Annotated in this window: 6 protein-coding genes; 2 read left to right on the top strand and 4 right to left on the bottom strand. The window is 69.1% G+C overall.

The window, feature by feature from the left end:
* Positions 1 to 233: 233 nt before the first annotated feature.
* Entirely contained in the window at positions 234 to 1055 is an 822-nt protein-coding gene (gene map / locus AB0B91_RS64295; protein ID WP_358342841.1) for a type I methionyl aminopeptidase, read from the bottom strand.
* Between the two features lie 87 nt (positions 1056 to 1142).
* On the opposite strand from map, the gene AB0B91_RS64290 reads away from it, so the two are divergent.
* Positions 1143 to 1412, top strand: coding sequence for a helix-turn-helix transcriptional regulator (locus AB0B91_RS64290; protein WP_358342839.1), 270 nt, complete (start codon positions 1143 to 1145; stop codon positions 1410 to 1412).
* Between the two features lie 17 nt (positions 1413 to 1429).
* Here AB0B91_RS64290 and AB0B91_RS64285 read toward each other — a convergent pair whose 3' ends face one another.
* From AB0B91_RS64285 to AB0B91_RS64275, 3 genes are read right to left on the bottom strand one after another with little or no spacing between them, the layout of a single operon-like run.
* Entirely contained in the window at positions 1430 to 1879 is a 450-nt protein-coding gene (locus AB0B91_RS64285) for a pyridoxamine 5'-phosphate oxidase family protein (RefSeq protein WP_358342837.1), read from the bottom strand.
* Between the two features lie 30 nt (positions 1880 to 1909).
* Complete coding sequence (locus AB0B91_RS64280) at positions 1910 to 2683, bottom strand: DUF6544 family protein (RefSeq protein WP_358342835.1); 774 nt, start codon at positions 2681 to 2683, stop codon at positions 1910 to 1912.
* The gene (locus AB0B91_RS64275) at positions 2680 to 3546 is read right to left on the bottom strand and encodes a universal stress protein (protein ID WP_358342833.1); all 867 of its coding nucleotides are present in this window, start codon (positions 3544 to 3546) and stop codon (positions 2680 to 2682) included. Before AB0B91_RS64275 ends, AB0B91_RS64280 begins: the two co-directional genes overlap by 4 nt.
* Positions 3547 to 3930: 384 nt before the next feature.
* Between AB0B91_RS64275 and AB0B91_RS64270 the strand changes: the two genes are divergently transcribed.
* Positions 3931 to 4068 (top strand): hypothetical protein, encoded by a 138-nt coding sequence (locus AB0B91_RS64270; RefSeq protein WP_358342831.1) that lies wholly within the window; start codon positions 3931 to 3933, stop codon positions 4066 to 4068.
* Positions 4069 to 4362: the final 294 nt, after the last annotated feature.

Genomic DNA, 4362 nt, shown 5'->3' with positions numbered 1-4362 from the left:
TCACCGTCCACGACGGCGTGGCCCAGCTGAGCGGATCCCCCCACGAGCACACCGACCACATCGCCGACGTGCTCGCCCGCACTGTGCCCGGCATCGTCCGGGTCAGACACCTGAGGTGATCGCCCGGAGAATGACCGTCGCGGACGTGATGACCACCGCCGACGGGCGAGGCGGACGTTAGCGCGACCCCCGACGGCGAGCCCTCGTACCGCGGGCCCCTACGCCGCGGGGTGCTATGACCGCATCGCGCGGAGTTCAGGTACATCAGCCCGCGTTCCCGAGTTCTCCGGTTCGCGCCGGGTGAGCACCAAGGGGGCGTCCTCGGTGATGGCCACCGTGTGCTCGGAGTGGGCCGTGCGCGAGCCGTCCGCCGACCGGATGGTCCAGCCGTCGGCGTCGTAGACGATCCGGTCGGTCGTACGGGCGAACCAGGGTTCGAGCGCGAGGGTCAGGCCCGGCTGGAGCGTAAGGCCGCGCCCTGCCCGGCCCCTGTTCGAAACGTGGGGCGCCTCGTGCATGGTGCGGCCGATGCCGTGGCCACCGAATTCGTCGTTGACCGGATAACCGTAGCCGCGGGCCACCGCCCAGATCGCCGCGGAGATATCACCCAAGCGATTGCCCGGACGCGCCACCTCGATCGCCGCCTCCAGCGCTTCCTCGGTGGCGCGGACAAGCCTCAGGTCCTCCTCGGCAGCGGTCCCGACGATGACCGTACGCGCCGAGTCGGCCACCCAGCCGTCGACGCTGACCGCGAGGTCCGCGCTGAGCACATCCCCGTCGCGCAGCGTGTAGTCGTGAGGCAAGCCATGCAGGACGGCGTCGTTGACGGACAGGCAGATGACGTTGCGGAACGGGCCGCGTCCGAAGGACGGCGCGTAGTCCCAGTAGCACGACTCCGCCCCGCGCCGTTTGATCATGCCGCGAACGTGGTGCTCCAGGTCAAGGAGGTTGACGCCCACGTCAGCGAGTCGGCCGACCTCGGAGAGCACCTCGGCGACGAAACGCCCGGCCACCTGCATCCGTTGAATCTCCGCAGGCGTCTTCACTTCAATCACGAATACCTCGCATCACTGGATTTTGGTATTATTATCCCATAACCGTAACACTTGCCGGTATAGTAATACCAGCCCTATTCTTGGAGCATGGTCCGCCAACCGCTCACCCCTGAACAGATCGAAGCCGGCAGACGTCTCGGCGCCCTGCTGCGCCACGCGCGAGCGGGACGCGACCTGGCGGAAGTCGCGCACGCGGCCGGCATCTCGCCGGAGACCCTGCGCAAGATCGAATCTGGACGGCTGCCGTCCCCTGGATTCGGCACGATCGTCTGCCTCGGCGAGGCACTCAACGTGCCGGTTCAGGAGTTGGCCGCCATCTGGCGCGGCAAGGACCTACCGCTGGAAGCCGCCTCGTAGCCGCGCGTGGCTGTCCTTCAGACGTCCTCGACGGGCTGTACGAAGACACCGCCCGCGTGCAAGGGAAGGCGGCGGCCGCTGATCTCACGCAGAGGCAACCGCACGAACACCGGCTCGGTCAGCGCGACCCACGGAGCCCCGCCCAACTGCTCCAGGCGACGGACCTGGTCACGATCGGTGACGACGTCAGCCCGGCCGCTCAGCACGACGCTCCAGCCCACGCGCAACGCGGGCTCCACATCGTCCACCTCGAAGGTCAGTGGCACGCCGTGCTGGATGGCGTCGAGCATGCCGCCCCGCGCCGTCCTGAACACGATGCCGTCACCGTCCAGCACGAAGTTGACCAGCACAACCTTCAGATCACCGCCGGATGCCGACCAGGCGACCCGGCCGATGACGACTGTCGACAGCAGCGCCAGGCAGGCATCACGGCCCAGTGCCTCGATACGACCCTCCTGGTGCTCCATGCACACAGCGTCTCATGTGGTCTGTCCGGGCTAGCGGAACAGGGCGTCGTCGACGGTGAAGCGGATGAACTCGCCCTCGGCCCACCGATCAGTGCCGGGCCACCAGCCGCCCGCCAGGTAGGCCGGAATGGTGAACCCGTCGAATTCGATCTCGCGCCCGCACTCCACCCCGAACACGTGGTCGCGATAGCGTCCCTCCCCGGGATCACCCCAACGGGACATCGTGACGCGCTCCAGCGCGCCGTTGGACGCGATCGTCAGGGTCACGTCGTGATCCTCGGTCCCCACAGGGAAGCTGGCGATCGCTTGGCGGTCGTCGATCGACTTCCACCGCAGCCTCGGGTCGAGTGCGGCGGCGGGCGCCATGACGAACTCACAGGCCAGCCGTCCGGCGGCGCTTCTGGTGATGTCCGGACCGGCACCCGACATCACGGGGATGACGTCCAGCAGCCGCCAGCGCATCTCCCCCTGACCAGCGCGATACCGGTCGAACCCGTGCACGGGTAGCAGTCCCAGATGGGCGGTGGCCGACCACACGAAGCCCTCCATCGGAAGGAGCACCTGCTGGGCGCGGAAGTCCCGCCAGGCGCCGAGCCGGATGGAGCCGTGCATCTCCAGCACCACCGCACGCAGGAGGGGTGTCCCCGGAGCGATGGCGTGCAGCACCCAGCGGCGCGCCGGTTCCGGCAGGTGGCCGGCCTGCGCGGGGTCGAACTCCTGGGCGTCCGTGGTCTGCGCCTGCAGGAGGTCCCAGTCGCGACAGGCGGTCTCGGTCAGGTACGGCGGGGCGACGATGACGCTCACGACCGCCTCCAAGGACCCTGTACCACGGCCACCGGACAACTAGCCCGGTGCAGGACGCCGTGGCTGACGGACCCGAGTGCCGCCGAGGCGAAGCCGCCCAGTCCGCGCGATCCGACCACCACGAGCGCCGCCGTCTCGGACGCCCTGGCCAGGACCGGGACCGGGTGCCCCGGGACGGTCGACTCGATCACCTCTACGTCCGGGTATTTGTCATGCCACGGCGCCAGGCGCAGCCGGATCTCGGCCGCCTCGTCGCCCAGCGCCCCGGTCAGGAGCGGGCCGTACCCCGCGGGATGGGGGGTGAGCATCGGCATCCGCTGGGCGTACACGACGCGAACCGGCATGCGCCGCGCCCTGGCCTGTTCCAGGGCGTAGTCCAGTGCCGACTCCGCGAACGGGGAGCCGTCGAAGCCGACCACGATCTCACCATGGCTGCCGGGGACGGGCATCCGGACGATGACCACAGGGCTGTGCGCGTGCCCGGCCAGGCCGAGCCCGACCGAGCCCAGCACCAGTCCGGCGAACCCGCCGAGCCCTCTGCTGCCCACGACCACGCTGTCGGCCGTCTCCGACTCGCTCTTCAGCCGCTCGATCACCGCGCCCGTGACCACCGCCGTTGCGACCTCGAGCTTGGGGATGAGTCTCCGTACCTGGTCGGCGGCGTGGTCGAGCACGTACGTGCACCGCTCGGTCAGCGTCTGCCGGTCACTGGCCGCGGTGAGCGGATGCTCGGCCGCCCAGGGCTCGCGTACGAGCACGATCCGCAGGGGAAGCCCTCGGCATGAGGCGTCGTCGGCGGCCCAGCCGAGCGCCGATCCGGCCGATGGCGATCCGTCCACGCCGACCACGATCGCTCTGCTCATCGTCCTCCTCCTTCGGGTCTCGCCGCCCGGATGTGGCACCCGCCCCCGGCTCGCTCACCTCCAGCACACACCCGCCGGCCCGCGGCTCCCAGAGGACGAGGTCCTGCCTTACCAGGGACCATCGACCCTGGGAAAGCATGCGCACCGATCGCCGGGCGCCTTGTGACGGTCTCAGGAACGACGAGGCGAGACGCATTGCTTGGCCCGCTGGCCCCAGCGGCCCCTGGGTGCCCGTGACGTAGAAGGGCGTGACCGCGGCGAGGCCGAGCCGGCGCAACCGCTTGCCGACACCGCGCACGGCCGAGCCTCGAAGATCTGTGGATCCGCGACCTCACCATCACCACCGGCCTGGTCGACACCTACGCGACGCCGACCCTCCTGGACATGATCGCCGCCGGACGGCTGGACCCCGGCACGTTCATCACCCACCGGTTCGCGCTGGAGGACATGGCCGCCGCCTACGAGACCTTCGCCGACCCGACCGCGACCGGAGCTCTTAAAGTGGTCCTGTCCCGCGGATGACGCCGGGCGAGGAATGACGGCGAGTTGACGAGTCCACCCGGCTATGAGAAACTGATGGCGGCAACGAGGTTGACACGTATATTAAGTGTAGACATACGTTTCTCACTTGCGCTATGCTGCCCCTCGCGCTGCCTTGCAACGCCCCGGATTTTCGCCGGGGCGTTTGGCGTGCGCGCAGTTCGATTCCATCCGTGCCCTCCGGAAGGACATCTGTTGGCAGCCTCGCGCAACGCCTCCGCCGTACCCGCTGGTCCCCGTCGCGTCTCTTTTTCGCGCATCCAGGAGCCCCTCGAA

It is taken from the genome of Nonomuraea sp. NPDC049141 (assembly GCF_040648415.1).
In the GTDB taxonomy this organism is placed as follows: Bacteria; Actinomycetota; Actinomycetes; order Streptosporangiales; family Streptosporangiaceae; genus Nonomuraea.
This window is presented reverse-complemented; position numbering and strand designations above follow the sequence as displayed.